This is a genomic window from Pantoea sp. X-Soil-ISGK-421, from assembly GCF_059730785.1.
Genome location: NZ_AP035979.1, coordinates 2007993 through 2032826, shown reverse-complemented (window position 1 = coordinate 2032826; position 24834 = coordinate 2007993). Strand labels below are relative to the sequence as shown.

At 56.0% G+C, this 24834-nt stretch carries 21 protein-coding genes; 12 read left to right on the top strand and 9 right to left on the bottom strand.

Going from position 1 to position 24834, the window contains the following annotated elements; genetic code table 11:
- Nucleotides 1-4: 4 nt before the first annotated feature.
- The 3 genes from AC6I8K_RS09465 to AC6I8K_RS09455 are packed head-to-tail and all read right to left on the bottom strand — an operon-like array spanning nucleotide 5 to nucleotide 4038.
- A complete protein-coding gene (locus tag AC6I8K_RS09465; protein WP_483817405.1) occupies nucleotides 5-943 on the bottom strand; it encodes a sugar phosphate isomerase/epimerase family protein in 939 nt (312 codons plus the stop codon).
- Nucleotides 944-953: 10 nt separating this feature from the next.
- A complete protein-coding gene (locus tag AC6I8K_RS09460) occupies nucleotides 954-2480 on the bottom strand; it encodes a glycerol-3-phosphate dehydrogenase (protein ID WP_497826608.1) in 1527 nt (508 codons plus the stop codon).
- Between the two features lie 10 nt (nucleotides 2481-2490).
- On the bottom strand, nucleotides 2491-4038 hold the full coding sequence (locus AC6I8K_RS09455; protein WP_497826607.1) for an FGGY-family carbohydrate kinase: 1548 nt from the start codon (nucleotides 4036-4038) through the stop codon (nucleotides 2491-2493).
- A gap of 423 nt (nucleotides 4039-4461) precedes the next feature.
- On the opposite strand from AC6I8K_RS09455, the gene AC6I8K_RS09450 reads away from it, so the two are divergent.
- The 6 genes from AC6I8K_RS09450 (at nucleotide 4462) to AC6I8K_RS09425 (ending at nucleotide 10706) form a co-directional block, all read left to right on the top strand.
- The gene (locus AC6I8K_RS09450) at nucleotides 4462-5115 is read left to right on the top strand and encodes a DUF2291 domain-containing protein (RefSeq protein WP_497826606.1); all 654 of its coding nucleotides are present in this window, start codon (nucleotides 4462-4464) and stop codon (nucleotides 5113-5115) included.
- Complete coding sequence (locus AC6I8K_RS09445) at nucleotides 5112-6650, top strand: sugar ABC transporter ATP-binding protein (RefSeq protein ID WP_497826605.1); 1539 nt, start codon at nucleotides 5112-5114, stop codon at nucleotides 6648-6650. Before AC6I8K_RS09450 ends, AC6I8K_RS09445 begins: the two co-directional genes overlap by 4 nt.
- A gap of 22 nt (nucleotides 6651-6672) precedes the next feature.
- Nucleotides 6673-7728 (top strand): ABC transporter permease, encoded by a 1056-nt coding sequence (locus AC6I8K_RS09440; protein WP_483817400.1) that lies wholly within the window; start codon nucleotides 6673-6675, stop codon nucleotides 7726-7728.
- Nucleotides 7729-7801: 73 nt separating this feature from the next.
- Nucleotides 7802-8749, top strand: a complete 948-nt coding sequence (locus tag AC6I8K_RS09435) for a D-ribose ABC transporter substrate-binding protein (RefSeq protein WP_497826604.1) — start codon at nucleotides 7802-7804, stop codon at nucleotides 8747-8749.
- A 153-nt stretch (nucleotides 8750-8902) separates the two neighbouring features.
- The gene (locus AC6I8K_RS09430; RefSeq protein WP_497826603.1) at nucleotides 8903-9763 is read left to right on the top strand and encodes a DeoR/GlpR family DNA-binding transcription regulator; all 861 of its coding nucleotides are present in this window, start codon (nucleotides 8903-8905) and stop codon (nucleotides 9761-9763) included.
- 187 nt (nucleotides 9764-9950) lie between these two features.
- Nucleotides 9951-10706, top strand: coding sequence for a YoaK family protein (locus tag AC6I8K_RS09425; protein ID WP_497826602.1), 756 nt, complete (start codon nucleotides 9951-9953; stop codon nucleotides 10704-10706).
- Here the strand turns inward: AC6I8K_RS09425 and AC6I8K_RS09420 are convergent.
- From AC6I8K_RS09420 to AC6I8K_RS09395, 6 genes are all read right to left on the bottom strand, one after another.
- A complete protein-coding gene (locus AC6I8K_RS09420) occupies nucleotides 10686-12209 on the bottom strand; it encodes a GMC family oxidoreductase (protein WP_497826601.1) in 1524 nt (507 codons plus the stop codon). The genes AC6I8K_RS09425 and AC6I8K_RS09420 overlap by 21 nt on opposite strands.
- 24 nt (nucleotides 12210-12233) lie before the next feature.
- Nucleotides 12234-12998, bottom strand: coding sequence for a FadR/GntR family transcriptional regulator (locus AC6I8K_RS09415; protein ID WP_497826600.1), 765 nt, complete (start codon nucleotides 12996-12998; stop codon nucleotides 12234-12236).
- A 238-nt stretch (nucleotides 12999-13236) separates the two neighbouring features.
- Nucleotides 13237-14169 (bottom strand): putative B6 ABC transporter permease subunit 1, encoded by a 933-nt coding sequence (locus AC6I8K_RS09410; protein WP_497826599.1) that lies wholly within the window; start codon nucleotides 14167-14169, stop codon nucleotides 13237-13239.
- 3 nt (nucleotides 14170-14172) lie between these two features.
- Complete coding sequence (locus AC6I8K_RS09405; protein ID WP_497826598.1) at nucleotides 14173-15264, bottom strand: putative B6 ABC transporter permease subunit 2; 1092 nt, start codon at nucleotides 15262-15264, stop codon at nucleotides 14173-14175.
- Complete coding sequence (locus AC6I8K_RS09400; protein ID WP_497826597.1) at nucleotides 15264-16808, bottom strand: putative B6 ABC transporter ATP-binding protein; 1545 nt, start codon at nucleotides 16806-16808, stop codon at nucleotides 15264-15266. Before AC6I8K_RS09400 ends, AC6I8K_RS09405 begins: the two co-directional genes overlap by 1 nt.
- A 25-nt stretch (nucleotides 16809-16833) precedes the next feature.
- On the bottom strand, nucleotides 16834-17859 hold the full coding sequence (locus AC6I8K_RS09395; protein ID WP_497826596.1) for a putative B6 ABC transporter substrate-binding protein: 1026 nt from the start codon (nucleotides 17857-17859) through the stop codon (nucleotides 16834-16836).
- Between the two features lie 91 nt (nucleotides 17860-17950).
- Here AC6I8K_RS09395 and AC6I8K_RS09390 point away from each other — a divergent pair, with 91 nt between their 5' ends.
- From AC6I8K_RS09390 to AC6I8K_RS09365, 6 genes are all read left to right on the top strand, one after another.
- The gene (locus tag AC6I8K_RS09390; RefSeq protein ID WP_497826595.1) at nucleotides 17951-18385 is read left to right on the top strand and encodes a hypothetical protein; all 435 of its coding nucleotides are present in this window, start codon (nucleotides 17951-17953) and stop codon (nucleotides 18383-18385) included.
- A 545-nt stretch (nucleotides 18386-18930) separates the two neighbouring features.
- The gene (locus AC6I8K_RS09385) at nucleotides 18931-20400 is read left to right on the top strand and encodes a 4-hydroxyphenylacetate 3-hydroxylase N-terminal domain-containing protein (RefSeq protein ID WP_483817891.1); all 1470 of its coding nucleotides are present in this window, start codon (nucleotides 18931-18933) and stop codon (nucleotides 20398-20400) included.
- Between the two features lie 61 nt (nucleotides 20401-20461).
- Nucleotides 20462-21907, top strand: coding sequence for an amidase (locus AC6I8K_RS09380; RefSeq protein ID WP_497826594.1), 1446 nt, complete (start codon nucleotides 20462-20464; stop codon nucleotides 21905-21907).
- On the top strand, nucleotides 21894-23204 hold the full coding sequence (locus AC6I8K_RS09375; RefSeq protein ID WP_497826593.1) for an amidase: 1311 nt from the start codon (nucleotides 21894-21896) through the stop codon (nucleotides 23202-23204). The genes AC6I8K_RS09380 and AC6I8K_RS09375 overlap by 14 nt, the downstream gene beginning before the upstream one ends.
- Nucleotides 23201-24301: an AbrB family transcriptional regulator gene (locus tag AC6I8K_RS09370; protein ID WP_483817387.1), complete on the top strand. Its 1101-nt coding sequence runs from the start codon at nucleotides 23201-23203 to the stop codon at nucleotides 24299-24301. Before AC6I8K_RS09375 ends, AC6I8K_RS09370 begins: the two co-directional genes overlap by 4 nt.
- Entirely contained in the window at nucleotides 24298-24810 is a 513-nt protein-coding gene (locus AC6I8K_RS09365; protein ID WP_497826592.1) for a flavin reductase, read from the top strand. Before AC6I8K_RS09370 ends, AC6I8K_RS09365 begins: the two co-directional genes overlap by 4 nt.
- The last annotated feature ends 24 nt before the right edge of the window (nucleotides 24811-24834 follow it).

Here is a 24834-nt window from a genome sequence, read left to right as displayed (position 1 = left end):
CCTGTTAATTAGACAAATGCAGATCCTGCACGCCGGTATCAATATGTCCGGCCCAGAAGGCGACGCTCTCGGCGATCTCGGCCACCACCTTGCTGTCGGTTGGCTCGCGTTCTTTAAAACTCAGTTCAAGGCAGATTTCATTATCCTGCGCACCGCCGCGCGCCAGTGCATCTAACAGCGGCTGCGGCTGAATGCGGCCGCCGGTATTGTACTGCAAGGTAAACGGTCTGTGTCCGCCTTTGTCCAGCATGCTCTGTTTAATATGAATAATCGGCGAGTAACGCGGCACCGCTTCCGCCCACGCGTAGGGATCGTAATCGCGCGGGTCAGCGGACGTGACATCACCGTGATCGATATCCGCCATCATCCACATCGGCAGCGCCAACGAGGCTGCGCTCAAACGCTGCTGCAGCGCTAAGCACGCCGGAATAGTTTCACCAAACTCGCGGCCCACGCTCATCGGTTCCCAAAACAGGTATTTCAATCCGGCGGCTTTGGCATGTTCGGCAACGTCGGCCCAGCAATCCATTGCGATATCGATCAGCGTCTCACGGCGCGCAACATCGTTGAAATCCTGCTGAGTGAAGATGGCAAACTGCGATCCCACCGCGTCACCGCCCAGTTCCGCCGTGATATCCGCGAAGGTTTTAAACCAGTCAACGTAATAACGGCGCACTTCAACGTCAGGATGGCCAAAATGGTTGAGACGGCCATAAGGCCCGGTCATGCCGGACGTCACACGCACGCCGGTTGAACGCAGCGCCTGCTGCATCCGGCGCGTCATGCGCGTGATGGTCGCCGCGGGCCAGCCGGGATTAATGAATTCGTGTGTTAGCTGCAGATCACGAATACGGATTTGCTGCGCCACGGTGGTAATCAAATCGTGCGGATCGGCAAAGCGGTTCACTAGCGGGTTGGTGTTCAGTGATAGCGTTAACGGCATGATTCACCTCTTATCCAGCATGCGCACGCAGCGGCGCGGGAGCAGCAAAGGTGGCGTTGAACCACTGTGTGAAAGCCTGTTGCTGTGCATCATCGAGGTGCAACTTGTGCTTGGTGCGGCGCCACAGTACATCTTCGGCCTGTTGTGCCCACTCGTTTTCTACCAGATAGCGCACCTCGGCTTCGTACAGTTGCCCACCAAAGTGACGGCCAAGATCGTTCAGCGCAGTGGCGTGACCGATCAGCTTATCGATACGCGTGCCGTACAGTCGCGCATAGTGTTTACGCAGCGGCTGCGGCAGCCACGGCCAGCGCGCTTTGACCTGTTCTAAGAAACTGTCGAAATCGGCATGAGGCATATCGCCGCCCGGTAACGTGGCGGCACGCGTCCAGTCCGCGCCCATATTGGGGAAGAATGGTGCCAGTTTCTGTACTGCGTGTTCGGCCAGCTTGCGGAAGGTGGTGATTTTGCCGCCAAAGACATGCAGCAGCGGGGCATTTTGCTGATTGTCGAGATCAAACACGTAATCACGCGTCACCGCCGAAGGATTGCCTTTACCGTCATCAAACAGCGGACGCACGCCGGAGAAGCGCGTGATCACATCGCTGGCGCGCAGTTTCACCTTGAAGTAGCGATTCACCACGTCGATAAGATATTGCTGCTCGCTGTCGTCGGCGGTCACCGCTTCCGCTTTGCCTTGCCACGGAATGTCGGTGGTGCCGATCAGCGCTTTGTCGCCTTCGTACGGGTTAATAAAGATCACGCGCTTATCGGTGTTCTGCACCAGATAAGCCTGCTGACCTTCCCAGAATTTCGGCACGATGATGTGCGAGCCCTTGACCAGCCGCACGTTGCGACTGCTTTTGGTGTGCGTCACCTGATTGACGATATCCAGCACCCACGGCCCGGCGGCGTTCACCAATACTTTGGCAAACACGGTGCGCGGCGTACCGCTGGCATCCTGCAGGGTAATTTCCCACTTGCCGTGATGACGTGTCGCCGCCACGCAGCGCGTGCGCGGCAGAATAGCGGCGCCGCGCTCGGCGGCATCCAGCGCATTCAGCGTCACCAGCCGCGCATCATCAACCCAGCAATCGGAGTATTCGAATCCTTTGCTGTAATTGTCCAGCAGCGGAGCACCTTCGGGATCGCGCTGTAAATCCAGCGAGCGCGTGCCCGGCAGTTTCTGACGGCCGCCGAGGTGGTCATAGAGAAACAGGCCGAGGCGCACGAGCCACGCCGGGCGATCGGTTGGGCTGTGCGGCAAGACAAAACGCATCGGCCAGATAATGTGTGGCGCGGCGTTGAGCAGCACTTCACGCTCGATCAGCGCTTCACGCACCAGACGAAACTCGTAATACTCCAGATAACGTAACCCGCCGTGTACCAGCTTGCCGGAACGCGATGAGGTACCCTGCGCGAGGTCATCTTTCTCACACATCATTACCGATAAGCCGCGGCCGGCCGCATCACGCGCAATACCGGCACCGTTGATACCGCCGCCAATCACAAACAGATCCAGCATGTGTTCACTCATGATTTACTCCTCAAAACTGTTTTAGCGCGTGCCAGGCGGCAGGCAGATCGTTACGCATCTGCTGATAGGTGTGGAAAAGCGGGTCATAGCGCTGCATCAGTTCGCTAGCGGGCGCTTCTGGCGCATCCAGTAGCGGCATAACCCAGGTTTTGACGCAGCTCTCCATCGACGGATAAGCGCCAATCGCCACCGCCGCCATCATCGCGGCACCGGCCGCGCCGGCTTCGTCACGCTGGCTGATGCGCACCGGCGCACCAATGCAGGCAGACAAAATCTGGCGTAACGGCTGCGAACGCACCGCGCCGCCGGTTAAACGGATTTCGCCCGGTAAACTGCCCATCGCCTGATAACAATCGCGTGCCGCAAAACCGATGCCTTCAATGACCGCCCGCACCAGATCGCCAAAATTGTGGGTGTAACTCAGGCCGGTAAAACTGGCGCGCGCCTCGGCATTGACAAACGGCCCGCGCTCACCAGCAATCGAAATATAAGGGTGATAGAGCAGGCTGCCGGGTTGCGCCGCATTGAGCCAACGATCGATATGGCTCACCAAACGGGCATGATCGATTTCGCAACCAAAGCTGTTAAGCAGTTCGCTGGCGAGATTCAGCAACCAGTCGAGATTGAGTGTTGATGCCATGTTGGTTTGCACCTGCGTGACATATCCCGGCCAGGGTAGCGGAATCACGTAGCCGGTTTGCGCCGGATTAAGCCACACGTCGTCAATGGTGACGCTGCGCAGATGCACGCCGGTTGATCCAACAATGGAGCAAGCGGTATTGGCTTCGCCGGTGTGCACACCCGCGCCAAGCGCGGTCATCGCCATATCGACATAGCCGAGGCAGACAGGTGTACCGGCACGTAAACCGGTGGCCTGCGCTGCTTCAGCGGTTAACGCATGGGTGGTTTCGGTGCCTTCAATAATCTCCGGCAGCAGATGGCGACGCTGTTCCAGCCCCAACGCGGCAATCACCTGGTCGTCATAACGCTGGTGGCGGAAGTTACCAAAGGTAAAGCTGGCCTCGGAAGGATCGGTGGCGCGAATGCCAGTGAGGTTGAGGTAGAGCCAATCTTTGCAGTGCAGCGCCACTTCGCTGTTGGCTAACAGCTCGGGATAAAAGTGATCCATGTGCGCCAGCTGCGCTCCCTGCTGGCAGGTGTTGAGCCCGGTGCCGGTGGCGCTGAAGCGTGCGGCGGCTAACGGATGCTGATTGAGTTTTTCTACCGTCGGCGCCGCACGCGCATCCAGCCAGATCCACGCATCGCCAACCGGCTGATTGTGCGCACCTACCAGCCAGCTGCCGTCGCCTTGTGCGGTGACGGCTACCGCCACAACACGCGCGGCGAGGTTGTCGATGCGCTCACTCAGATTGCGAATCGCCGTGACCGCATCCTGCCAGGTTTGACTCATTGACTGCTGCGCTGCGCCGCCTTCGCTGCGGTAATAACGGTTGCGCACCGATGCGCATGCCAGTTGCGTGCCTTCCAGATCAAACGCCACCGCTTTAACCACCGAGGTGCCGGAATCCAGACCCAGAATGATATCGCCACTGTCCACATACACCTCCGAAAGAAGAAGAGTTCAGTTCAGCGTCGCTACCGCCTAAAGCTGTTAACGACCTGTGATGAATTTGCTAAATAATGTCTTACACCACTTCTCACTGAGATAACATATCAGCTGTATTATTTTTCGATAAAACCAATAAATTTCACTCTGGATAGCGAAGGCGATCACGAATTAGGTGTTAAAACCTCACGATGAGAAATGATGAAACAGGTTAAAAAGGCTTGTGGAGCGAGGCTAAATGCAGTTTGTGACGTGACCGACATCATTTAAGCGATCCAGATCGCTGTCCTGAAAAAATTGCGCGACACCTGTTGACAATTTAGTCACATCAGCACAATTCTCATCACACAAGTTATCACACTTATAACATTATCAGCGCGAATATCGCAGCTGATGTCAGTGAGAGGTCATGTTATGTCCGATGTCTCAATCCAGGCCCAGCAAATCTCACGTAAGCGCGTCCGGCGCTATACCGCCATCGGCGTGGTGGTGATCGCGGTAATCGCCGCGATGGCACTCGACACGAAAGTCGTCAAAATGGGCTCCGCCGACGACGTGCAGGAGCAGGGCTTCTCGCCCGACAGTTATGGTCAGAAAACCTTCCCAACGATTCAGCAGGATGTGATGTCACGCGCAGTCGAGGCAAAAATCGTAGCCGACGCGCTGCAAACAAATCAGCAGGAAGCGGTGCAAAAATATGGCGTGGGCGCACCGCTGCCGGTATTCGCCATTAAGTTCGCAGGCGTGGTGCAAGCGGGCCAGATGGGCATCTTTCCGCTGAAAATCGATGGCTTACCGGCAGATATGCAAGTGCGGCTACAAACCGGTCCGGCGATTACCGGCACCGACCTGCGAGACGCCAGCGGCAAGATTCAGTTCGGCGATTTCACTAATCAAATCGACTATCAAAATGCCGGTTCGGCGATCAATCGCGCAATGAAAAGCGCGGTGCTCGACAAGCTGGATCGTGATGCGTTACCGGGCAAAACCGTGCAGGTGGTTGGCGTGTTCCGCTTGCTTAACGCGAAGAACTGGATGGTGACGCCGGTCAGCATGGAGGTGAAATGAAACCGTTCAATGTCAATCCCGCCTTGCTCAAAGGTGAAGTGATCCTGCAGGCGCGCAACATCAGCAAAATCTACGGCTCCACACACGCGCTGAAAGGCGTCAATTTCGAAATTCGCCGCGGCGAAGTGACCACGCTGTTTGGTGAGAACGGCGCGGGTAAATCGACGCTGATGAAAATTTTGTCTGGTGTAATTACGCCAACAACCGGGGAAATCTTATTACACGGCGAGGAGAAAACCTTTCGATCCGCCACCGAAGCGCGTGACTGCGGCATCTCGATTATCCATCAGGAGCTCAATCTCGCGCCGAATATGAACGTGCGCGACAACATCTTTATGGGGCGCGAAATCATGAAGCCGGGCGGCGTCGATTATGCCGAAGAAGCGCGCGTGACGGCGCACCTGATGGCCGCGCTGGAAGAGGAGATCGATCCGCTGACGCCGGTAGAGAACCTGCGTCTTGGCCAGCAGCAGATTGTGGAGATTGCGCGCGCGCTGTCGGTCAATTCGCAGATTCTGATTATGGATGAACCGACCTCGGCACTAAGCGCAGCGGAAGTGGCGGTGCTGTTCCAGGTGATCCGCGATTTAACCAGTCAGGGTGTGGCGATTGTCTATATCTCGCATCATCTGGAAGAGGCGCTGGAAATTACCGATCGGGCAGTGGTGCTGCGCGATGGCGTGATGACCGCTTATGCCAAACGCGATGAGATCGATCTGGAGTGGATCGTGCGCAACATGGTCGGCGATCATTTTGATCTGGGTTCGCCGCCACAGGGTTACGACTTTGGGCTACCGGCGCTCACGGTGCAGGATCTGACGCTGAAAAGTAAAACCGGCATACGGCTGGTGGATAACTTATCGCTGGCGGTACAAGCCGGAGAGATCGTCTGCATTTACGGCCTGATGGGGGCGGGCCGCACCGAGCTGCTGGAGTGCATCGCCGGACGCCTGCATCAAAGTAGCGGCCACATTCTGTTGCAGGACACCGAGATCTCCTCGCTCAACATTTCCCAACGCATTGAAATTGGGCTGGCGCTGGTACCGGAAGATCGGCAGCGCGATGGCCTGGTGCAAACCATGTCGGTGGGCGAGAACCTGTCGCTCGCCAGCATCGGCGACTTTGTGCGCGGGCTGGTGCTCTCCAGAAGCCGGGAAAAACAGCTGGTCAATGACAGCATTCGCAACGTCACGGTGAAAACCGCCGGCGGTGAAGCGGCGATTGGCTCGCTCTCCGGCGGTAACCAGCAAAAAGTGGTGATTGGCAAAATGCTCGCCACGCGTCCGAAAGTGATTTTGCTGGATGAGCCGAGCCGCGGTATCGATATCGGCGCGAAAGCGGAAGTGTTTCGCCTGTTAGCCGAGAACGCCAAAAAGGGGCTGGCGGTGGTGTATACCACGTCGGAAGTGGGTGAGTGCCTGAGTATTGCGCATCGCATTGTGGTGATGAGCAAAGGGCGCATCTCTGCCATCTTCGACGCGAGCGTCAGTAAAGAACGCATTATGGCCGCTTCAGGCGAGTCTCTGGTGGCATGACATGAAAAGTGGAGCAAAAGGTATGAGTGACAGAACACAAACGCTGGATACGCCGCCGGTGATAACCAGGAAAAAGAGCGACAAGCAACTGAATGTGGCGCGTCTGCTGCTGGAAGGGCGCGCATTTATCGCGCTGCTGGTGATTATCGCCACCTTCTCCTTCCTGTCGCCTAACTATTTTACCGGTGCCAACTTCCTCACCATGGCGTCACATGTGGCGATCTTCGGCTTACCGGCGATCGGCATGCTGCTGGTCATTCTTAACGGCGGCATTGATTTGTCGGTGGGATCCACGCTCGGTCTGGCCGGCGTGATGGCTGGATTTATGATGCAGGGCATCAATCTGGAAGCGCTCGGCGTGGTGCTCTATCTGCCAGTGTGGGCGGTGGCGATCTTAACGCTGGTGGTGGGTGCGCTGGTGGGCCTGGTGAACGGCGTGCTGATCGCTTGGTTCCGCGTCCCGGCCTTCGTCGCCACGCTGGGCACCATGTATGTGGCGCGCGGTATTGCGCTGCTGATCACCAACGGCCTGACCTACAACAAACTCTCCGGTAGCGACGCGCTGGGGAATACCGGCTTCGACTGGCTCGGCTTTAATCGCATCTTCAACATCCCGGTTGGCGTGTTGGTGCTGGGCGTGGTGGCGCTGGCCTGTGGTTTCCTGCTCAGCCGTTCGGCATTTGGTCGCTGGCTTTATGCGTCCGGCGGTAACGAACGTGCGGCCGATCTGTCGGGTGTGCCGGTGAAACGCATCAAAATCAGCGTCTATGTGCTATCCGGCGTCTGCGCCGCCTTGGCGGGACTGGTGCTCTCCTCACAGCTCACCTCGGCGGGGCCAACCGCCGGTACCACTTATGAACTCACCGCGATTGCGGCGGTAGTGATTGGTGGCGCGGCCTTAACAGGTGGACGCGGCAACGTGCGCGGCACGCTGCTTGGCGCATTTGTGATTGGTTTTCTCTCTGATGGCCTGGTGATTATCGGCGTCTCTGCTTACTGGCAGACGGTGTTCACCGGTGCCGTGATCGTGCTGGCGGTATTGCTCAACACTCTGCAATACGGACGGCGCGCTCGCTAACTCACGTGCGCTGTTTCAGCAGCGCGCGGATATCCGTAAAACCTGTACCCCTAATAATAACGGAGCACCAACTATGTTCACAAAACGTCTCTTCATCGCGGCCGCAGCTATGGCCATCACCATGTTTGCTGCACCCACCTGGGCAGATAACGGGTTAATGACCATCATCGTTAACGATCCTTCCAACCCTTACTGGCTGACAGAAGGTCAGGTAGCGCAGAAGGCCGCTGAGAAGCTTGGCTACAGCGCCAAAGTCAGCGCCCACAAAGGCGATACCAACACTGAAAGCCAACTGATTGATACGGCGATTACCAACAAATCAAAAGCGATTATTCTCGACCCGGCGAATGCTGATGGTTCGGTCGGTTCGGTGAAAAAGGCCATCGCCGCCAACATTCCGGTATTTATCATCAACGCCGAGCTCAACCAGAGCGGCCTCGCCAAAGCGCAGTTGGTCTCTAACAACGCGCAGGGCGCGGCAGTCGGTGCGATGGAGTGGGTGAAGCAGGTGGGCGATAGCGCTAATTATGTTGAGCTGGTGGGGCCGCCGTCGGATAACAATGCCGCCACCCGCGCCAATGGTTTTGATACCGTGCTGACGCAATATCCCACGCTGAAAAAAGTGGGACAGGAAGTGGCTAACTGGGATCGCACCCAAGGCTTCAACAAAATGCAGTCGCTGCTGCAGGCCAATCCCAACATCAAAGGTGTGATCAGCGGCAACGACGAAATGGCACTGGGCGCGATCGCGGCGCTTAAAGAAGCCGGTAAGCTGAATCAGATCAAAGTGGGCGGTTTTGACGGTTCGCCGGATGCAGTTGACGCAGTGAAAGCCGGTACGCTGGCCTATACCGTAATGCAGCCGGTGGCGCAGTTCGCACAGAAAGCGGTTGAGCAGGCGGACAGTTTCCTGAAAACCGGCAAAACCGGTGCGGCCTCCGAGAAGCAGCTGTTTGACTGCATTCTGATCACCAAAGAGAATGCGGGCAACTTCGCTTCGCCGTTTGTGTTGAAGCAGTAAGTTAAACCTGGTCGCCATAAATGGCGACCCTACAACAGACCTATGCGGATTTTGTAGGGTGCGCATTTATGCGCACCAGGACAATTTGCCAAAACATGGTTTAAACGCTGTAATAAGTGCCGAACCCGCTTTTCGCTTCACACCGGATGAAATATGGCGCACAACCCGCAGGACTCTTCCCTTAATGTGTTTATGGCCGAAGCCTTACCCAGCGATAGCCGTCAGGCGCGCCAACTGGCGCGTCGCCAGTTAATCGCCGAAGCGGTGATGGCCGAAGGGGCGATCCGCATCGAAGATATCACCGAACGCTTCGGTATCAGTTTGATGACCGCGCATCGTGATATCGACGAAATGGTAGAACGTGGCTTACTGCACAAATCGCGCGGCGTGGTGTCTGCTACGCCAACCAGCCTGGTTGAATCCAGCGATATCTATCGCGCCACGCGTCAGCTGGAAGAGAAACAGGCGATTGCCGATGTGGCCGCCACCTATCTCGAACCGGGTCAGGCGATTTTCCTTGATGATTCTACTACCGTGCTGCAAATGGCGCGGCTGCTCTCGGCACGCGCACCGCTAACGGTGATCACCAACTCTCTGACCTTAATGAACGAGCTGCGTAACGGCCGCGATATCACCCTGATGGGGCTGGGCGGACAGTTTTATCACTGGTGCAATGCGTTCATGGGCCGCATGACACGGGATGAAATTGCCAGCCTGCGCGCCGACGTGTTTTTCGTCAGCATGTCAGCGATCATCGACGATGCAGTGTTCCACCAATCCGCCGAAACGGTAGAGACTAAGCGCGCGATGTTTGACGCCGCGCAGAAGCGTATTTTGATGATGGATAACACCAAGTTTGAACGTCGAGCGTTGCATCGCTTTGCTCATCTGAGTGAATTTGATGTGGTGATTGTCAATCAGGGCACGCCGGTGCCTATTTTGCGTCGTATGCAGGATTTAGGCGTGAATGTCATCGTTGCACCGATGAAAACGCACAGCGCCTCCATTCTCTAGGGGCGCCATTTATGGCGACCGATATTTACATCCGATAATTTACGTTAATTTAAATAACTACAAACTTGATTGCTTTTTTTAGTTTCTTTAACACTCTTGATAAATATTCAGGGGTTTCCTGGCTATTAATTTCCCAAACTGCTCTAAGTTTATATTTCGGCCCTATTTCAGAATGATGAGGTATCTGATGCTGATTAAACTTAAACGCACACGAACGCATGATGAGGACAGGAATCTGGCAATGTGGCTCGCCACTGCTGCCGGCGTGCTCAATGCGATCGCCTTGGGGGCGTTTGGCTTTTTCCCCTCACACATGTCAGGGAATACCTCACAATTATCCAGCGAAGTGTCGAACGTTAATTTCCGCGATATCACCTTTTTGGCCACTATCCTGTTTGCCTTTGTTTGTGGTGCGGTCACGGCGAGAATAGTGGTGATCAGCGGTTTAGCGAATGGCAATCGGATTATATTCTGCCAAATACTGTGGGCTGAAGGGCTTGCTTTAATCGTGTTATCGCTGTTTGAAATGTTCTTTTATTCATCGGCTAATAATCGCGAAGTCATTGTGATTCTGGGCTTCCTGATGGGCGTACATAATTCAACGTCAACGCAATTATCCAATGGCCGCGTACGTTCAACCCATATTACCGGCACGCTGACAGATGCGGGGATATCCCTGGCATCCGTAATAGCCGCGCTGTTTCGCCGCGATCCGTCGAAAAACATCTCGGGCCAGAAACGTCAGTTATGGACGCATCTGACCACGATTTTCTCCTTCCTGATTGGCGGTATTGTCGGTTTGCTGATGTTTAAACATCTCGGTTTTAAAGCCATGGCGATGGTGGGTGGCATATTAGTGATTGTTGCCACGCTGGCGATGGTCAGAACCGTGGTGCGCGTAAAAAACAACCGTTCGCTGGCGTTAAAACCTTCCAGCAAATGATTCTGCCAGCGCCAGTAACGCCGCATGAACCGGACCGCTGGTAATGCTCGGGATAACAGAGGCATCGACAACGTAACCATTCTCCAGGCCGTGAATGCGCAGACGGCCATCCACCACTGAATCGCTGGCGGTTTTCCCCATCTGGCAGGTGCCGACTGGATGATGATGGGTGATCACCGCGCGGGCGATAAAGTCATTCAGCGCGGCATCATCCTGAATCTCCGCACCTGGCAGCCACTCTTTTTCCCGCCACGCATCTAAAGCCGCATCGCTACCAATCTGACGGGCGATTTTCAACGCTTTCAGGAAGGTTTGGCGATCGTAGTCCGTTTGCAAATAGGCGGGATCGATCAGCAATTGATCGCGGCTATGCGCGCCAGTCAGGCGAATCTGGCCGCGACTGGTGGGCCGCGTTACGCCGCACAGCAAGGTATAAGTGGTACCGGGTTGCGGTTGCGGGAAACTTTCGGCCACTGAAGGTGCGCAAACGCAACCTAATACCACATCGGGTTGAGCATCGCGTTCGCGGATATCCGCCGCATTGAGATACATCAGTGATTCCGAGTGCTGCAAGCGGGTTGGGGCGATCGGTTGCCGAGCCAGCCAGACGTTACCCGCCGCCAGCAGGTGATCATGTAGATTCTTGCCGACCTGATGCAATGGAATCTGGCAGTCAATGCCAGACTCAGCCAGTTCGCTGGCGCTGCCAATGCCCGAACGCATCAACAAGGCTGGAGAAGCCAAAGCGCCCGCTGACACAATCACGGTGCTGGCGCTTAAGGTCAATGCTTCACCGTTACGGTGGCACTCCACAGCGTGAATACGGTGGTCATCAATCAGCAGCTTTTCGACCTGAATATTGAGCAGGATACTGAGATTAGTCCGCTCACGCGCGGGTGTCAGCCAGGCATCGGCGGCAGATACGCGTTTGCCGTGGCGAATGGTCAGCGAGTTGGCCGCTACGCCGCACAGCTGCCCGCCATTGTGATCACCCAACCAGGGCACACCCTGATTCAGTCCTGCCTGCATATAACTTTTTACCAGCGGATGAACATCTTCATCAGGCAGCCAGACATCAAGCGGGCCGGTATCGCCATGTACAGCGCTGGCACCCTGAGAAAAGCGCTCACTTTTAATAAACCACGGCAGTAAACCTTGCCATGACCAATGATCATCGCCGGTGGCGTGTGCCCAGGCGGCAAAATCGTCTTGATGACCACGCACATGCGCCATCGCATGCAGGCAGCTGGAACCGCCCACGACGCGCCCGCGCGGCCAGGGGTGAATACGATGGGCGGTACCCGCTTGCGGTACGGTGGCATATTGCCAGTCGTAAGATCGTCCCTGAATCTGCGGCCACATGGCCGGATTAGCGATGTCAGGATCGGTCGGCCACGCGCCCGCTTCCAATAGAGCCACCTGGCAATCCGGATTTTCTGAGAAACGTGATGCCAATACTGAACCTGCCGAACCCCCGCCAATAATCAGCACATCGTAATGCATTGCTTTTCTCCCCGGTTAAAACGCTCAGGCGTAATCCTTCTTCGAAGGCGCAAAGCCCAGGCGACTGATGATTTTTTGCTGAACCACTGCAAGGTGCTGCCACATGGCGCGCTCGGCACCGTCGGAATCACGGTTGGCGATGGCATCCGCGATTTGATGATGTTCACGATCGCGCTGTTCAATACGCTCCTGCGTGGTCTCTTCGTCGCTTTCGGCGAAGCGCAGACGGCTGTCGCTGGCAACCTGATTGAGTAATACAAACAGTTCACTCACCAGGCTATTGCGAGAACCCACGGCAATGGCGCGGTGAAAACGCTGATCGGCTTCGCTGGGCGAGATATCGTTGGGCGTGCTGGCCGCGGCTTTTATCGCGGCAATTTCTTCCGGCGACGCGCGCAGGGCAGCAAGACGCGCTAACGCCGGTTCAAGCATCATACGCATCTCCATCACTTCCAGCGGATTGGTGGAGCGCACCAAGTCACTGCCAATAAAGGTGCTGACCGGATCGACCGAAGCCGTTACGGCAACCGGCTGGGTTCTGGGCTTACCGGAGGTGATACGACGTCCCGGGCGCGCGGGAGGAATATCACCGCGATCGCGCATCATCTGTAGTGCAAGGCGCAGCAGATGACGCTTTACATTGAGTTTTTCTGCCAGCACGCGCTCAGCAGGTAATCCACCCTTCGCGGATTTAAGTTTGCTGATTTGCGTGACCAGCTGTTCCAGCTTCTCCTGCTGCTTCTCTTTGACTGGCGAGCGTTCGGTCTGCGAAACGTTATTGGTTGTCATGGGCGTTCCTGTCATTGTTCTTTTCCGCTATAACCGGAGTAGGGATGTTGATGATCTTTGCCATGCAACCAATAAAAATGGTTATTGTAATAATTATGAGCAAAAACAGATCACTAAATTCTCAACTCGTCATTATCTGACGCAGTAGAATCACGATTTCCCCATCATAACCGAAAAAAAAGCGCGCACAAAACCATTTATTAATTGGTTGATTTTTAAGGTTGAGAAACACAGTATGTTAACGTGCGCCGCGTACGTAAGGCGCGCCTAACGCCGCAGGCAAGCTAGCGCGACGTCCGAACAACAGCAGCACCAACATGACAGCAATAAACGGCAACATCTGAATCACATCAGTGGGTACATCGATGCCCAATACCTGCAAGGCAGTGGTCATCGATAAGCAGCAACCAAACAGCAGCGCACCGGCCAGCACCCATAATGGTTTGCCGCGCGCCAGCATCGCCAGCACAATTCCGATAAAACCGTTGCCTTGTGTCATAAAGGGGACAAAGATCCCCGCGCCAATTTGTGACATAAATGCGCCGCCTAGCCCCGCAAACATGCCGGTGATCACCACCGCAATGGTGCGGGTGCGTAACACGTTGATACCTGCGGCATCCAGCGCAGCCGGTTTATCGCCGGCCGCCTGGAGATACAGTCCGGCGAGAGTGGATCGATAGATCCAGGCAAACAGCGGTACCGTAAGCACGGCCAGATAGACAACCAGCGGCTGATTAAACAGTACCTGACCAACCAGCGGAATCTGATGCAAACCGGGAATTGCCCAGCTATCGACGTTACCCAAACGGGGATACGTACGGCTGAACTGGAAATAGTGCAGCAGGGCGGTGGCGCCTTCTGCGCCAAGCGTAATGGCAATTCCTACCACAATTTGATTCAGCCGCCACCAGACGCACAGCAGCGCCATCAATGCGCCGGTCAATCCACCGCCGAGTGCACCGGCCAGCAGGCCGAACCCCATCGACTGACTTTGCCAGGCAACATAAAAGCCAAGATAACCCCCGCACAACATCATGCCTTCGAGGCCGATGTTCAGCACACCCGCTTTCTCGGAAAGCTGCTCGCCCAATCCCGCCAGCAACAGCGGTACGCCCGCGATGACCGCGCCGAGCAGCAGTGATGTCAGGAAGCCAACCGTAAACAGATCCATGTGCTACCCCTTTTTCTGGCGTTGACGCTGTTCAACGCATTCGGTTAACCCCAGTACCAGCATCAAGACGGCAACCGTCACCAGGGTGAAATGGTTCGGAATATCCATGCGCCGGGCGGCGCTTTCGCTGCCGATGGAGAGCATTGAGAACAGGAAGACAAACGCAATGGTGCCAAAACCGTTAAAGCGCGCCAGAAACACCAGAGGAACCACCACCAATCCGTAAGCGGGATTCCAGTCGGCACGTACGTTGCCTTGAACGCCCATGATCTCTACCGCGCCGCCTAATCCTGCCAGCGCCGCCGACAGGGCAAACACCGCCAGCGTCAGTAGGCTCACCGGGATTCCGGCATGAATTGCCGCCTGCGGATTGGCTCCCACCACGCGGAGTTGCAGGCCGAAAGCGCTGCGCGTCATCATCCAATGCACCGCTAAAATCGCCACTAAACCAATCAGTAAGCCAGAGGAGATATTGCTGCCAAACAGCGCCGGTAAGCGATCCTCCCACGGCAAGGTGCGGGTCTGGGGCACGGTCGTGTTGGGATCAAAAAACACCAGCTTCACCAGTACGTTGGCCAGCGATATCCCCAAAAACGACATCATCATAGTGGTGATGATCTCATTGATGTTTTGCCACGCCTTCAACAGGCCCGGCAACAGCGCCCAGATAGCGCCGACCACCACGGCGGCAAGCATCGCCAACAGCAGCGTAAGCCAGACCGGTACGCCCCAGCCAATCAGTGCGGGAGCCAGCGCGGAAGAGGTGACTGCACCGAGCAGAAACTGCCCGTCACCGCCGAGATTCCACAGCCCGGCGCGAAACGCCACAATCAGGCTGGCGGCGATCAGCAGCAGCGGCCCCATGCGCGTCAAGGTGGCAGCCAGACCGGACGGCGTGAACAGCCCTTTACGCACAATATAGGCGTAATATTCCAGCGGGTTAACGCCCATCAGCAGCAGCAGGCTGCCGGTGATCGCCAGCGCAATCAGCAACGGCAGCACGGAATAGGCCAGACGCATCAGCCAGACTTTCGTCCACGAAGGCAGCACCACCGCTGGCGATGACAAGCCGGTTTGTTCGGATTGACTGTTCATCAATGTACTCCACTCATCAGTTCACCCACGCGCGAGCGGGCGCGGGGATCGTTTTCGACCACGCCAACAATCTGGCCTTGTGACATCACCGCGATGCGGTCGGAGAGTTCCAAAATCTCTTCCAAATCGGTGGAAATCAGCATCACGGCGCTGCCGGATTCAGCGGTTTCGCGGATTCGCCGGCGCGTTGAGCGAATATTTTGTAAATCGAGGCCGTAGGTGGGTTTGGAGAAGATGACCGCGCGCGGCGTGCCGCCCAACTCGCGTGCCAGCACCGCTTTTTGAATATTGCCGCCCGAAAGCTTACCAATCGGGGTATCCGTTTGCGGTACGCGAATGTCGTACTCGCGAATGCGCACGCGACTCCACTCGGCGATGGCAGCGGTTTGCTCAATGCCGTTGCGCCAGAAAGGGGGATCGCCGATCTGCTTGAGCAGCAGATTGGTGGCAACCGGAAAAGTCCCCACCGTCCCTTCGCCCAACCGATTATCGGTGACATAGCGCAGACCGCGTCGCCGCCGCTCACCAATCGAGTCGCTCTCAATGGACGTGCCATCCAGCCAGATGCGGCCGCTACTGAGCGGTCGCTGTCCGGCAATCGCCTCAGCCAGCTGTTTCTGCCCGTTCCCATCAATACCGGCCACGCCGATGATTTCTCCGGGCCGAATGCGCAATTCAATGCGGCTCACCGGCATCAGCGCGTCATTAACCTCCAGCGCATGGATTTCCAGCACCGGCCTGGCATCGTGCTGACAGCTACTGCTGCGCTCGCGGTGTTCGGCTTCACGACTCTGAGCCGCATCAAGATTAAACATCAGTTGCACCACCCGACGCGTGGCTTCTTCGCGGCTTAACGCACGCAAGCTATCGGGGGTGATTTCGCCCACTTTGCGGCCAAGGCGCAGCACTGAAATGCGGTCGCCCCAATCCAACGCTTCATTTAATTTGTGGGTGATAAACACCACCGCTAACCCTTGCGCCACCAGACGTCGCATGAGCTGCCCCAGTTCGTTGGCATTCTGCGGTGTAAGCATCGCGGTGGCCTCATCCAGAATCAGCACCCGGCTGCCGCGGAGCAGCGTGCGCACGATTTCAGCCTGCTGCTGCTCGCCGAGTGACAGCGAACCGGCGGTCGCATAAGGATTGACCTGCACGCCAATCTCTTTGCTGACACGCGCAATTTCCTGGGCAAAACGCGCGCGCGGCGGGCGCTTCCACCAACGTTCGCCCAGCACAAAGTTATCGACCACCGAAAGGGAAGGCACCATCATAGAGTGTTGAAACACCGTGCCGATACCCAAGTCCAGCGCCCGCTGTGGCGAGTGAATGCTTTGCTGCTCGCCAGCCAGCGTGATGCTGCCTTCATCAGGCTGCAACAGGCCGGCGAGCATACTCACCAGCGTCGATTTTCCCGCGCCGTTTTCACCCAGCAACACATGAACTTCTCCCGGCCACAAGGCGAAATCGACCTGATCGTTGGCGACAATGCCGGGAAATCGTTTGGTAATCTGCTTAACCGACAGCACGGGCGCGATATCACTCATAATGGGCTCCGGTAATTGAATCGATTTAGTATTTTCCGCTGTTCAATAAATCATGCAGCGATTTAGCATCATATTCCGCCGGCACTTTTATTGTGCCGGCAATAATTTGTTGCTTGATTTGTTCAACGCTCTGCCAAATATCCACAGGAATATGATCGGTCTTTAATAAGCTGATGGAACCATCGGCTAATGAGGTTTTGTAGTTGTGGCTGCCATATTTATCGGCTTTTAAATCGGTAATCATGGCACTAAATACCGGCGTGAGGTTCCATAACACCGAACTTAATAAATTGCCTTTATCTATTTTTGATTTATCGCCAATCACGTCGATGAAATAGACTTTTCCGCCATCGGCGGCTTTGGCGGTTTCAACTGCCTGCAACATGCCAAAGCTGGAACCATTACCCTGACCAAAGATGATATCTGCACCGGCGGCAATCACCGACGCGGTGACGCGTTTGCCGCCCGCCGCATCGCTATAAGCGGCAGGGCCGATCACCGCGTAACGGATTTTAATCTGCTCGTTAGTTGCGCGGGCACCGCGAATAAAAGCATTTGATTGCGCATTCCATGAAGGCGGTTCGCCCGAGACCACCATGCCGAGCGTACCGCTGCGGCTCATTTTCGCCGCCAGCACGCCCGCCAGATACGCGCCTTCATGGCCACTGACGGTGTAATCAGCCACCAAACCGGATTTCAGTGCAGCTGGACTGTCAGTCACTGCCACTGGCACGTTGTTCTGCGCACCAATCTCTGGCGCGGCTTGGTTATAGCCGCTGGCGTGCGCAATCAACAGCTGAGCGCCATCGTCGATCAAATCGCGCATCGCCGGACGCACATCGCCGTAACCCAAATTCTCTGCCACCATCACTTTCACACCCTGTTTTTCCCCGGCGGCTTTAGCGGCATCAATGCCTTGCTGGTTCCAGCCAAAATCTGTTCCCGGCTCGGGAGAGAGTATCGCAATGGATTTAATATCGGCAGCCTGGCTGCTGGCGCAATAAAATAAACTGATAAACAGCGCGGAGCGAACTAATTGCCAACTTCTCATCAGGGCATTCCTCATTAATTATTGTTGACATCAGGTTAAATTAAATAAATATTCACTTTGTTAACTCATCACTTTAATTACGACGAGATCAATGATGCGAATTCAGTGGCTATTAAGTTTTGCTGTTATTATTTCCGCTCCGCTGTGGGCACAGGAAACGCTGCATGTGGCAAGGGGAACGCAAGGACTGGATAAGTTTGTTATCGCCATTAATAACCAAGGCAAACAAGCGTTGTCGTGTGAGGTGGCGACCGCCCATTGGTATTCGGTGGCATTGGGGGAGGTTACGCCTGGCAAATCCCTGCACACCACGCTGTGGAAAAACAGCGGCAGCGGCGAGGTGTTTATCCTTAATCAGCATCAGGATCGCATGCCAGTACAGCGATTTTGGTGCGGCCAGCAGGGTGCCAGTTGGCAGACGCGCTATCAATTTACGCTGCCCGATCGTCGCCAGTTGCGGCCGCACTCGCTTACCTTTGCCTGTCGCGCTGGAGATAAAACCACGCAATGTCAGGCTTCCCGTTGATGTTGTATACTGTTTTGCCGCCATTCTCTCCTCCGCACAGATGATTAACGGAATGCACAGTGTAATCACAGGGTTGCGTTGTTACGCGCACCACCCTTACACCGGTGCATTTCATTAAGCTATTCACACAACCAATATGCAACCAATATTTTTGGTTGAACCATATCATTTGGTTATCACTCGTCTGCAGGTCATACTAATTTCCAGTGACGGAAAGCGGCACAGGGGATATCCATAAGATTCAAACATTAAACCAAAAAGATTTATATCTATTAATATCAACGCATTAATCATAGGCCACATCGGCTTTCACCGCTGTTATTTCAGCATTTTACGCAGTCAATTCCACGATTAACCATTCACCCTGCAACCAATTTTAATGGTTGAAATGTTTGTGCTGTTATGTTTTTCTGGCATCACCGGGATCGCCAACACCAGAGGAAACCCGGAAACGGTTGAGTAATTGGTTTAACTGTTCGACCCGTCGTGAAGAGGTCTTTGCGGCGTGACAGATTCTCAAACTCAGGGGGTAGCCAGTGGAAGCGATGTTGAAAGGCGTAGCACAACAAAAACTGAAAACCGGCGCGGAGTTCAAAGCTTCGTTAGATGATGGTCGCCAGTTATGGGTTAACGGCAAAAAACTGGAGAAAGTCACGGATGAGCCGGCGCTTGCTGCGGGTGTCGACCTATTGGCATCGATGTTTGATGACCAGTTCACCGCAGAACATGCCGACGCCACCACCGTCACCGACAGCGTGACTGGCGATGTCTACAGCCGCTCCTGGCAAATCCCTCGCACCATTAGCGAATTGCAGGATCGTCGTAAGATGATTGAGTACACCTCGCTAAAAACCGGCGGCACCTTTGGTCGTCCGCCGGATTTGGCTCCGGCAATTGCGGTGGGTTTATATGCCTACCTGCCCACCTTTAAAGCTAAAAAATCCACCTTCGATGGCTGCCAGCCGGATTTCGCTGAAAACATCGAGCGCTATCTCGCTTATGGTCGCGACAATAACCTTACTGCCTCCGAAAGCCTGACCGGTCCGCAAACCGATCGCTCCTCACCGAAAGCGGGTGAAGCATCACTGCTAAGGGTGAAAAGCATTGAACGCGGCGGCATACGCGTCTCCGGTGCAAAAACCGTCGGCTCGATTGCGGCGCAGGCCAATGAGATCTTCTTTACCAACCTAGGCGGCATCCAGGAAACGCCCGCGGAAGCCTGTATTTGGGGTTCCATCCCCATTAATTCCGACGGCATTCGCATGATTTCACGTGAAATGGTGTCGCATCCGCAAGCCGATCCCTTTGACCATCCCATCGCGCGACTGGGCGAGGAGGCCGATCAGTTCATCATCTTTGATAACGTGTTTGTGCCGACTGACCGTATTTTCAATCTCGGCGATCCTACGGCCATGCAATATTACGGCCCGGTTTGTACCTTTGCCCACTGGCATGTGCTGACGCGTCTCGCAGTGAAGGCCGAGCTGTTTGTCGGGGCCGGACAATTGGTGCTGGATGTGCTCGGCACCGGTCGCATTCCTGCGGTGCAGGCGATGCTCGGGGAACTGATTGAGTATGCGCAGACGCTGCGCGCCTTCGTCTATGCCGCCGAAGCCAAAGCGCAAATGACCGAGGGCGAAGTGATGGCTCCGGATGTCGGCATGCTAACGGCGGGGCGCCTCTATTCGATCCAGCACTATCCACGCATCATCCATATTTTGCAGGAGATGTGCGGACAGGGTTTGGTGATGCGCTTTGGCAAAGCCGCGTTCGACAATCCAGATATTGGCCATTACCTGCACGATTTGTTGGTGGGTCACGGTGCCAGCGCGATGGAGAAAGAGCAATTAATGAACTTTATCTGGGATATGACCACCAGCTCCCTGGCAGGGCGCGTGGCGCTGTTCGAAAACGTAAACTCCAGCCCGGCACCGCGCCTGCGTGCGCGCCTGTATGAAGAAGTAAAACGCGATGTCTTTGTTGACCAGGTGAAGAAGCTCGCCGGTTTGGCGTAATGCAGCCGCAGGGTCGCCCTGTTTGGCGGCCACACGTCACTGACGGGTAACGGAGAATCGCATGTTTAACAATTATGCAGACTATGACGGTCTGGGACTGGCTGCGCTGATTCGTCAGCGGCAGGTCAGTGCAGAAGAGGTGCTGGAAACCGCGATCGGCCTGTGTGAACAGGGTAATCCTACGCTGAATGCGGTGGTGCATCCCGCATGGGAACAGGCGCGCCAGCAGCTGCGGCAGGGTTTACCCGATGGTCCGTTTGCTGGTGTGCCGATGCTGATCAAAAACACCGGTTTTGAGGTCAACGGCCAGCCTTTATCCAGTGGTTCGCACTTATTCAGTGACGTGGTCTCTTCGCAGGACAGCACGCTGATTGCGCGTTATCGCCGGGCGGGATTGCTGCTGCTCGGCAAATCAAACACCCCGGAGTTTGCCTTGAGTTTTACCACCGAGCCTCTGGCTTACGGTGCTACGCGCAATCCCTGGGATCTCTCGCGAACACCAGGAGGATCCTCCGGCGGCTCGGCGGCGGCGGTCGCTGCCGGATGGATGCCGCTGGCCAATGCCTCTGACGGAGCCGGTTCCACACGCGTTCCGGCGTCACATTGCGGCCTGTTTGGTTTTAAACCCAGCCGCATGCGCAATCCGCTTGGCCCGGTAGCGGTTGAAGCGATTGCGGGGATGTCGACGCCACACGCCGTGAGCTGGTCGGTCCGCGATAATGCCGCGCTATTGGATATCAGTTCGGGCGCAGATCGCGGCGATCCTTATGCTGCTCCCGCCAGCCCACACAGTTACCTTCAGGCCGTAAGCCAGGCGCCGCGCCCGCTTCGTATTGGGTTGATTAGCCGTTCGCCGTTGGGGAATCCCATCGATCCCGAGATTTTGCAGGCGGTTAACCAAGCGGCCAACTTATGCAGCACGTTGGGCCATCAGGTTGAACCGGCTGAATGTCGCTACGATGCCGAAGCCTTGATGCGCGCCTGGCGCATTATTTTGGGCGTCAACGTTGCCAATGGCATGAACAGTTTTGCCGCAGCGCGCGGCATCAGCGATCCGCTGTCGCGCGTAGAGCCGGTTAACCAGCAGTGGATCAGAGAAGGGCTTAACTGGCGCGGTACCGACTATTTGTGGGCGGTAAACCAACTACACGCCTGCGCCCGCGCCATGGGACAGTTCTTCAGTCAATACGACATTCTGCTGTCGCCGGTCACCAGCGAAGTCGCGCCGTTACTGGGTGTAATGCACGGTGATACCGAGGATCTTGATGCTTTCTATCAACACTTCTGGCAGCACGGTCCCTTTACCTGCGTATTCAATGCCGCTGGCTGCCCGGCGATGAGCGTTCCGCTAGGTATGTCGAGCGCGGGATTACCCATCGGCGTCCATTTTGGCGCGGCATTTGGTGATGAAACCACGCTGTTTTCGCTCGCCGGTCAACTCGAACAGGCGCAGCCCTGGTTCCATCGTCGCCCCCCCTTTAACAGGAGTTCCCATGTCTCTGTCTGAGCAGGCCATTCTGGCGCTAACGGCCCGTGAAGTGGCGTCCAAAGTGCAATTGGGTGAATTAACCGCCAGCGCGGCAATTGAAGTGCGTCAGGCACATATTGCGCGCCGCGAACCGGCTATTTTAGCGTGGGAAACCTTAGCCAATGACCAGGCATTACAAGCGGCACAAGCGCTTGATGCACGACGAGAAAAAGGCGCACTCGCGGGCGTGGCGATCGGGGTTAAAGATGTGATTGATACCGTCGACCTCGCGACCGGCTACGGTTCGGCGCTGTACCGCGGATTTCGTCCCGCGTGGGATGCCAGTTGTGTGGCAATGGCGCGCCGCGCTGATGCCGTGATCATGGGTAAAACCGTCACTACCGAATTTGCCATGGCCAGCCCGAATCAAACCCGTAATCCGCATAATCCCGCACACACGCCGGGCGGTTCATCGAGCGGTTCCTGCGCGGCCGTCGCCGCTAATATGGCGCAGGTGGCTTACGGTACGCAGACTTCTGGTTCGATTATTCGTCCGGCCTCTTATTGCGGGGTGGTGGGATACAAACCGAGTTTCGGCACCATTAATAGCACCGGTGCCAAAGTGCTGGCGCATTCGCTGGACACCATTGGTGTGATTACCCGTAACGTGCGTGATGCAGGCTTTGCCAGCGCGGTGTTAGCCAGCCAACCAGCGTTGAACGTGGCAGAGGCGTCTGCAGCTCCGCGCATTGCCGTGTTCCGTTCTTCAAACTGGGCGCAGGCGCAGAGTGAATCACAATCGGCGGTGGAGTTTGCTGCCTCGCAATTGGCCGCTGCCGGCGCGCACGTGAGTGATATCGCCACGCCGCCCCATTTCGAGCACCTGTTCGCCATGCACGATGCGGTGATGGGGTGGGAAGTGGCGCATGCGCTGGCATTCGAGCATCGTCGCAGTGAAATCAGTGATGTCACCCGCCGTTTTCTCGATTTCAAAGCGAAATCCACCTTTGCGCAGTATCAGCAGGCGCAAGCGGCACTCAGCGAGTGGCGTCACAGGATGCAGAGTCTGATGGCTGATTTCGACCTGATTTTGACGCTGGCCGCGCCCGGTGAAGCACCAGCAGGATTAGCCGCTACTGGCGATCCGGCCTTTAACCAGGTCTGGACGCTGCTGCATACGCCGTGCATTACCGTCCCGGCCACGCGTGGCCCCAAAGGCTTACCGGTAGGCATTCAACTGGTGGGTCGCATTGGCGACGATGCGCGTCTGCTGCACGGCGCAGCGTGGATCGAAGACCATTTAGCGGTTAATCAGGATTTTACAGGGGTGGTATGAAACTCACTGCGTCAGCTGTTTCGCCTTCACGCAGTAATCAACTGATTCAGTGGGGCGGCCTCTTTGTGCTGGCTGCTGCCATTTCTCAGTTGCTGACGCTGATCAACTTCCCGGCTGCCGCACTGTTAGGTTCCATGCTGGCCGGCGTCTGTTTTGCTGTGAGCGGCAATGAGCGCCGCTTATGGCGGCCGGTGTTTCTGCTGGCGCAAGGGGTGGCCGGTTGCTTGATTGCCACCAATTTAACGCCCGTGATTTTGCTCTCGGTCATCAGTAACTGGCCGATCTTATTGCTGTCGGTATCCGCCACGCTGTTATTTTCATTTTCGATCAGTTGGGCACTTCGCTATTTCGGCAATGTGTCGGCAGAAACGGCGATATGGGCCGCTATGCCCGGTATGTCGAGCGCCATGGTGATAATTGCTTATGAACGTAACGCCGATGGACGGGTGGTGGCGTTGGTGCAATACATCCGACTCGCTTCAGTGGTGTTGGCCGTAACGCTGGTATCCCATCTTTTCGCGACGCCCGCCACCGTGATCAGCAGTGCGAGCTTGTTCAGCTTTACACCAATTGCCCTCAGCGCCTTAGGCAGTACGCTGGCCATTGCCGCACTTGGGCCGCTGGCAACGCGTTACCTCCGTTTTTTACCGGCGGCAGCGATGATGGTGCCGCTGATCGTAGGCGCGCTGCTGAGCGCTAGCGATGTCTATCATATGACGCTGCCCAGCTGGGTGCTGAATCTGGCGTTTGCCGCCATCGGATTGGAGGTGGGACTTAAGTTCACGCGCGAAATTCTGCTGCGCCTGATTCGCATGATACCGCTGGCGCTCCTGGCTTCACTGGCGTTGATTGCACTCAGCGCACTCTTTTCACTGCTGCTCAGCTATTTGATGAACGTCGATCTCCTGACGGCGTTTCTGGCGACTGTGCCAGGCAGCATCGACTCCGTGGCGATTGTGGCGATTGCCAGCCACGTTGATGTGACCTTTGTACTGGCGTTACAAACCGTGCGCATGTTTGTGGTGGTATTGGGCGCGCCTTTTTTTGTGCGGCAACTGCGCCGGTTACCCGGCTGGGAACGAGAGGAACTGAAATGACAACCAATGAAATACCCCTGGAAGAGCAGTTTAAAAGTGCCATGCGTCAGTTAGCTACGGCGGTAAACATTATTACTACCGGCAAAGGAGAAGGGCGCCGTGGGATGACCGCCTCGGCGGTGTGTAGCCTGACGGTGACGCCACCGATGGTGCTGATCTGCGTCAACCATTTTGGCGAAGCGCATCGTGCCATGCTGGAGAACGGGTCCTTTTGCGTCAACGTGTTAAATGCCGACCAACGCTTTCTGGCGGATATCTTTGCCGGTCAGGCGGGCGTCCCTCCCAGTGAGCGCTTTCATCATGCAGACTGGAGCGAACTCGCCAGCGGCGCACCGGCGCTGGATGATGCCTTAGTGAATCTCGACTGCCGCATTGCAGAACGCGTGCAGACCTCCACACATAGCGTATTTTTTGGTGCAGTTGAAGCGATTCGCTTTGGTCATGCACATCCACCGTTACTGCATTTTGATCGTCAATATTTCTCTCTGGCGGCGCCTGGCATCGCCTGAATCTCATCTGCACGAGGAGCATAA

What these genes read in the sequence shown, in the direction of transcription:
- AC6I8K_RS09465 (WP_483817405.1), bottom strand. Translation starts at nt 943, where the DNA reads ATGCCGTTAACGCTATCACTGAACACCAACCCGCTAGTGAACCGCTTT.
- AC6I8K_RS09460 (WP_497826608.1), bottom strand. Translation starts at nt 2,480, where the DNA reads ATGAGTGAACACATGCTGGATCTGTTTGTGATTGGCGGCGGTATCAAC.
- AC6I8K_RS09450 (WP_497826606.1), top strand. Translation starts at nt 4,462, where the DNA reads ATGTCCGATGTCTCAATCCAGGCCCAGCAAATCTCACGTAAGCGCGTC.
- AC6I8K_RS09445 (WP_497826605.1), top strand. Translation starts at nt 5,112, where the DNA reads ATGAAACCGTTCAATGTCAATCCCGCCTTGCTCAAAGGTGAAGTGATC.
- AC6I8K_RS09440 (WP_483817400.1), top strand. Translation starts at nt 6,673, where the DNA reads ATGAGTGACAGAACACAAACGCTGGATACGCCGCCGGTGATAACCAGG.
- AC6I8K_RS09435 (WP_497826604.1), top strand. Translation starts at nt 7,802, where the DNA reads ATGTTCACAAAACGTCTCTTCATCGCGGCCGCAGCTATGGCCATCACC.
- AC6I8K_RS09430 (WP_497826603.1), top strand. Translation starts at nt 8,903, where the DNA reads ATGGCGCACAACCCGCAGGACTCTTCCCTTAATGTGTTTATGGCCGAA.
- AC6I8K_RS09425 (WP_497826602.1), top strand. Translation starts at nt 9,951, where the DNA reads ATGCTGATTAAACTTAAACGCACACGAACGCATGATGAGGACAGGAAT.
- AC6I8K_RS09420 (WP_497826601.1), bottom strand. Translation starts at nt 12,209, where the DNA reads ATGCATTACGATGTGCTGATTATTGGCGGGGGTTCGGCAGGTTCAGTA.
- AC6I8K_RS09415 (WP_497826600.1), bottom strand. Translation starts at nt 12,998, where the DNA reads ATGACAACCAATAACGTTTCGCAGACCGAACGCTCGCCAGTCAAAGAG.
- AC6I8K_RS09410 (WP_497826599.1), bottom strand. Translation starts at nt 14,169, where the DNA reads ATGGATCTGTTTACGGTTGGCTTCCTGACATCACTGCTGCTCGGCGCG.
- AC6I8K_RS09405 (WP_497826598.1), bottom strand. Translation starts at nt 15,264, where the DNA reads ATGAACAGTCAATCCGAACAAACCGGCTTGTCATCGCCAGCGGTGGTG.
- AC6I8K_RS09400 (WP_497826597.1), bottom strand. Translation starts at nt 16,808, where the DNA reads ATGAGTGATATCGCGCCCGTGCTGTCGGTTAAGCAGATTACCAAACGA.
- AC6I8K_RS09395 (WP_497826596.1), bottom strand. Translation starts at nt 17,859, where the DNA reads ATGAGAAGTTGGCAATTAGTTCGCTCCGCGCTGTTTATCAGTTTATTT.
- AC6I8K_RS09390 (WP_497826595.1), top strand. Translation starts at nt 17,951, where the DNA reads ATGATGCGAATTCAGTGGCTATTAAGTTTTGCTGTTATTATTTCCGCT.
- AC6I8K_RS09385 (WP_483817891.1), top strand. Translation starts at nt 18,931, where the DNA reads ATGTTGAAAGGCGTAGCACAACAAAAACTGAAAACCGGCGCGGAGTTC.
- AC6I8K_RS09380 (WP_497826594.1), top strand. Translation starts at nt 20,462, where the DNA reads ATGTTTAACAATTATGCAGACTATGACGGTCTGGGACTGGCTGCGCTG.
- AC6I8K_RS09375 (WP_497826593.1), top strand. Translation starts at nt 21,894, where the DNA reads ATGTCTCTGTCTGAGCAGGCCATTCTGGCGCTAACGGCCCGTGAAGTG.
- AC6I8K_RS09370 (WP_483817387.1), top strand. Translation starts at nt 23,201, where the DNA reads ATGAAACTCACTGCGTCAGCTGTTTCGCCTTCACGCAGTAATCAACTG.
- AC6I8K_RS09365 (WP_497826592.1), top strand. Translation starts at nt 24,298, where the DNA reads ATGACAACCAATGAAATACCCCTGGAAGAGCAGTTTAAAAGTGCCATG.